Here is a 6,484-nt window from a genome sequence, read left to right on the forward strand (position 1 = left end):
GATTGTTGATGGAGCTGGTAAAGCAGCAATTACCGGTGCAGTGATATCCTGAACATTGATGGTTTGCGTAGCGGTGGAGAAGTTTCCACAATCATCTGTAGCAGTCCATGTTCTGGTTACACTATAATTTCCGGCACAGTTGCCTGGGGTAGTCACATCATTGAAAGTCAACGTTACCGATGCATCACAAGTGTCAGTAGCGGTAGCTTGCGCAAAGGCAGGCAGTGCTGGACAATTGATTGTTGATGGAGCTGGTAAAGCAGCGATTACCGGTGCAGTGATATCCTGAACATTGATGGTTTGCGTAGCGGTGGATGTGTTTCCACAATCATCTGTAGCAGTCCATGTTCTGGTTACACTATAATTTCCCGGACAGTTGCCTGGGGTAGTCACATCATTGAAAGTCAACGTTACCGATGCATCACAAGTGTCAGTAGCGGTAGCTTGCGCAAAGGCAGGCAGTGCTGGACAATTGATTGTTGATGGAGCTGGTAAAGCAGCGATTACCGGTGCAGTGATATCCTGAACATTGATGGTTTGCGTAGCGGTGGAGAAGTTTCCACAATCATCTGTAGCAGTCCATGTTCTGGTCACGCTGTAATTTCCGGCACAGTTGCCTGGGGTAGTCACATCATTGAAAGTCAACGTTACCGATGCATCACAAGTGTCAGTAGCGGTAGCTTGCGCAAAGGCAGGCAGTGCTGGACAATTGATTGTTGATGGAGCTGGTAAAGCAGCGATTACCGGTGCAGTGATATCCTGAACATTGATGGTTTGCGTAGCGGTGGAGAAGTTTCCACAATCATCTGTAGCAGTCCATGTTCTGGTTACACTATAATTTCCGGCACAGTTGCCTGGGGTAGTCACATCATTGAAAGTCAACGTTACCGATGCATCACAAGTGTCAGTAGCGGTAGCTTGCGCAAAAGCAGGCAGTGCTGGACAATTGATTGTTGATGGAGCTGGTAAAGCAGCGATTACCGGTGCAGTGATATCCTGAACATTGATGGTTTGCGTAGCGGTGGATGTGTTTCCACAGCCGTCCATAGCAGTCCATGTTCTGGTTATGCTGTAATTAGCCGGACAGTTGCCCGGAGTAGTTACATCCGCAAAAGTCAAAGAAGCAACCGTACAATTATCCGTTGCTGTAGCTTGCGCAAAGACAGGTACGGCTGGACAATTGATGGTGGACACGGCAGGTAAAGCTGCGATTACTGGTATGACCTCGTCTTTTACAACAGTAAAAGTACTGGTGCATGTTTTAGGAACTTCGTGACAAGCATCAAATACTTTATATTCGAAAGTCAATTGTCCACCACAGGCCAGATTGCCTAAAGGCGGAAAATCTGCCAGGTTATCAGTAACTGGGCTAATTCCACCCGTATTACTGAAACCTGCTTTCCAAGTATTGTAAGCTGTTGTTATTGCTTCGGTTGTGCTGCATACTGGTAAAGTAACAGGCGCAGCGCAGGTGACTGCCAGATTGCTCAAATCCAAATTTAACTGAATTGGAGCTCCCGGAAAATCCTTTAATTCAGATTGAGCTGAATTTCCTGAAGATCGTGTTCTAATAAACAGTGTACTGAGTGTAAAGCATGGATTATTAATCGTTTCGAGCACTTGGGTAAGATTTATAGCACCCTCCGCCCATTGATTAGGAGCATAAACACCAGGAAAGGTTCCGTAGGTATCAAAGGGTACTGTGGTAGTCGAAACGTTATTGGTTAAATAAACATCGCCAAAAAACTCAGAGTTGGGATGAATTACATATTCATAGCCTCCTCCCGCTATTGCTGTCCATATCCGAATCACGACGTTAGCGTCACCGCCTCCTTGGGTAAATTCAATAGTGAGCAATATGTCACCCACTGTGCGTCCACCCTCGGTTCCTAATGTCGTAAATCCGCCACTGCCTCCTATAATTGGTGCAACACCACTTAAGGGGTCAGCTGGCCCAAAGGTGGCACCAGTAATCGTTAAAGGAGCCTGTAAAAACTCAAAATCGATGTAACTGCTCCCATTGGTTACCTGACGGTCACCTGCAAAAAGGGCCCATAAATCCGTAGCAACTCCAGGTCCACTCGTACCGGCAACAAAGGTTTGATCATCAATACTTACTCCTCCTATTACACCCGGATCACCATAACTAAAATGAACACCAGCATTTTGGATTTCATTTTTGTTAGGTGAAGATCCTGCACCCCAAGTATAGGTGTTTGGATTATCATTTATCTTATTAGATTGGGTGAATATGGTTGGATCATTTTGATAAGGATCCTGAAGGAAATAGCTGACAGGCACAGTGACAGGGCTTGTGGGTTTGTAAAAAACTTCACCTGTATTTGGGTTAATCACGCCATGTCCGGCTATAGTAGGATGCAATTTGTCAAACAAGTCGCCTACACCTTCATATATAGTACCAATGGGTTCATGGGCAAAGGCATCACCATCAACTGCTGAACCACTAATAGGATATTGTACCGGCACTACACCTTTAATAGACCCTTGTGCATTAACTCTATAACCCGTCATTAAAATTGCTGCCAATATAAATGGCAAAGCAAATGATTGACGCCAATAACAAGACCATAGCCTTGATAAAGAATCAACTGGAGCTATAAAATTAAATTTTGAAAAACCTACGTTTAAAAGTTGGAAAAAAATACAACAATATTCTTGCGTACTTTTTATCTTAAAAGAGATAATTTTTTTCATAATAATTTGGTTTTAAGACCATAATTATTAACAAGAAAGCATTAGTAGAGTTTGGGGTTGCGAAAAACTAAAGTGTGTTCTCTCATAAATTGTATTTATACATTAGAAAAAATAGAAAGGTTACAGATTTAAAATAGGTAACCACCAGAAAAACAATCCTCTTCAAAAAATAGATTTTATGAAGCATACTTTCAATAAACTGGATTGGCAATGTGGGAATTAATAGCCACATCCATTCACTAACTAAAAACATTTTTTTTAACAATTTAAAATATTGATTTTAAAAATGATTAGAAATAATAAAAACAGGATAAACAAAAGTTTTCAGATTCAGAGAAAACTTATAGAAAAACGAAACATCTTCAAAAAAATAATTTATGAAGTACTCCATCATCCAAAGGATATTTTATTGTGGGGTAACAAAAAGATCCTTTTATTATTTGAAAGTTGCTTGATAAACAACTTAAATGAAATAATTTTTTGTTAAACCAAAGTTAGGTATTACAGTAAAAAATGAAAAAAAAATAAAGCCAAACAAGACAACATTCTATTATTCCCGACAAGGAACACAGTTCGTTAAGAAAAGGTTTACAGTACTAAAATATTAATACTAAAAAACTTGTTAACTACTTGACTTTCAGTTAATTAATAATTTTATTACTTAAATTTTGTTAATTAAAAAATAATGTTAAAAGCAATAAATCACTCTTACACTTTAATCATTTAATTGGTTTTAAACTGATTTTTATTCAACAATTTTAGACAATTATTGATAATCTTAAATTATTGAAATTGACTCCTTTTTTTTATGGTTTCATAAACAGCATAAGAATTTCAAAATATTGTTTTCTATTCTTTCGAAATGTAGGGAGAAATGAGAATGATAAATAGAAAACCAAGAGGTTTATAAAAGATAAAATCAAAGCTAAATCAGTATTATTGAAATTGCTTTGATTTTAATGCAAATAGTAAACGAAAATTAATCAACTTTTTTAATAAAATACAAATCATGAAAAATGGTAATGAACTACTTTATCATTAAAAATGATATTTTTAATGATAAAGAACATAAAATATTTTATCAATTGCAAAGCTGTCTTTGTATAAAAACTCAATTAAAAATATAAAAATAAACCTCGGAATTTTTACTTCCGAGGCTTATTTTTATTCTAATCCATTTCATTCTTTTTTTAAGGATTAGATAATCATTTAAAATCTATTTTGAAGACATTATTTTTTTCGTAGTGCTTCCTCTGTTAGTAGTCACTTTCACGACATACATTTGTTCTTGTCTTTTGCTTGCTTTAAGATCCAGTGTTATTTCTTTATCAAAATAACTATTAGTATCAGTTTTTGTTAGTACTGATATTCCTTGTGCATTGAACACCTCGATTTTTACATCAGATTTGTAATCAAATTTGTATTTGATGGTAAGCTGATCTTTGAAAGGAACCGGATAAGCATCGAAACCTGCATTACTTGTGGTTTTAGCGGTTACAGTTGTTTCTATCGGAGCAATAGCAGCAGTTGAACTACAACTTCCAGCTGAAATAGTACCAACCTGACAATCTTTAGAAGCTGTTATTTTTCCTTGGCTTCCAGATACATTCAATCCGCTTATCTGACTTACAAATGTGTACTCACAATTACCATTAGATGGAGTACCAACAATAGATTTGGTGTCATATTTAACAGAAATTACGTATTCATCATCTTTGGTTGCTCCAGTAATACAGATATTTGCATTTCCACCTGTAACGGTAACAGTTGTATTAGAGGCTTTATTACAATTTTTATCCCAAAGAATTATCTGGTCTTTTTGCAGTGCAAAGAATCCTAACTCGGCACAAGCTCTCGTTTGCAATACATCTACGCAGAAACTAGAACTAGGCGCTTTAATTTTAGCATAATAGAAGAATACACCAGGCGTTGCGTTGGATACTATAAGTTTTCCTTTCACTTTACTAGCTGTATAACAAACTTGCGTAAATGCCTGGGCAGAACCATTTCTGAAACTGCAACAAGTAGTTGCGGTAGGGAAGAGATGTCCACAAGATCCAATTGTGATTACTTGACTACATGTAGCAGACTTATTGCTACAGGCATCCGTAGCAGTCCAGGTACGTGTAAATACATCTCCATTGCTAGAGTCTGTATGTGTTAATACCGGATTTGCATCACAATTGTCTTTAACTGTTGGATCAACAAATGAAGGTGTTGTACCACAATCCTGAGTTTTATCAGCTGCACAAGTGAGCTCTGGAGGAGTTACGTCGTATTGTTTAGTTATGCGCACTTTTTTCTGTACAGCTACGTTTGTGCAATCGTCGGTAATATCAAAAGTGTAGTCTCTGTATTGGGAACAGCCATCTGCACCAGTTTGTACAGTACCGGCAACTCCTGCTACATTTCCTGATTTAGCACCTTTTACACCACAATTATCTGTCCAAGTGGCACTAACGCTGGCAGGCCAATCCGTATTACATCCTGTCAATGTATAATCAGCAGGTGCTGTAATCACTGGTATGGTCACGTCGTATTGTCTGGTTATACGCACTTTTTTCTGAACAGCTACGTTTGTGCAATCGTCGGTAATATCAAAAGTGTAGTCTCTGTATTGGGAACAGCCATCTGCACCAGTTTGTACAGTACCGGCAACTCCTGCTACATTTCCTGATTTAGCACCTTTTATACCACAATTGTCTGTCCAAGTGGCACTAATGCTGGCAGGCCAATCCGTATTACATCCTGTCAATGTATAATCAGCAGGTGCTGTAATCACTGGTATGGTCACGTCGTATTGTCTGGTTATACGCACTTTTTTCTGAACAGCTACGTTTGTGCAATCGTCGGTAATATCAAAAGTGTAGTCTCTGTATTGGGAACAGCCATCTGCACCAGTTTGTACAGTACCGGCAACTCCAGCTACATTTCCTGATTTAGCACCTTTTACACCACAATTGTCTGTCCAAGTGGCACTAACGCTGGCAGGCCAATCCGTATTACATCCTGTCAATGTATAATCAGCAGGTGCTGTAATCACTGGTATGGTCACGTCGTATTGTCTGGTTATGCGCACTTTTTTCTGAACAGCTACGTTTGTGCAATCGTCGGTAATATCAAAAGTGTAGTCTCTGTATTGGGAACAGCCATCTGCTCCAGTTTGTACAGTACCGGCAACTCCAGCTACATTTCCTGATTTAGCACCTTTTACACCACAATTGTCTGTCCAAGTGGCACTAACGCTGGCAGGCCAATCCGTATTACATCCTGTCAATGTATAATCAGCAGGTGCTGTAATCACTGGTATGGTCACGTCGTATTGTCTGGTTATGCGCACTTTTTTCTGAACAGCTACGTTTGTGCAATCGTCGGTAATATCAAAAGTGTAGTCTCTGTATTGGGAACAGCCATCTGCTCCAGTTTGTACAGTACCGGCAACTCCAGCTACATTTCCTGATTTAGCACCTTTTACACCACAATTATCTGTCCAAGTGGCACTAACGCTGGCAGGCCAATCCGTATTACATCCTGTCAATGTATAATCAGCAGGTGCTGTAATCACTGGTATGGTCACGTCATATTGTCTAGTTATGCGCACTTTTTTCTGAACAGCTACGTTTGCGCAATCGTCGGTAATATCAAAAGTGTAGTCTCTATATTGGGAACAGCCATCTGCACCAGTTTGTACAGTACCGGCAACTCCTGCTACATTTCCTGATTTAGCACCTTTTACACCACAATTGTCTGTCCAAGTGGCACTAACGCT

General features: G+C 39.1%; 2 protein-coding genes. Both read right to left on the reverse strand.

Annotated features, from left to right (window positions below; all coding sequences use genetic code 11):
* The coding region (locus ACNQGG_RS17090) for an HYR-like domain-containing protein (protein WP_470303377.1) at positions 1–2,715 on the reverse strand (2,715 nt) is incomplete at its 3' end.
* Positions 2,716–3,931: 1,216 nt separating this feature from the next.
* Positions 3,932–6,484: T9SS type A sorting domain-containing protein (locus tag ACNQGG_RS17095; RefSeq protein WP_417966040.1), on the reverse strand; the 2,553-nt coding region annotated here is incomplete at its 5' end.

The organism is Flavobacterium esculini, from assembly GCF_048284325.1.
GTDB lineage: Bacteria > Bacteroidota > Bacteroidia > Flavobacteriales > Flavobacteriaceae > Flavobacterium.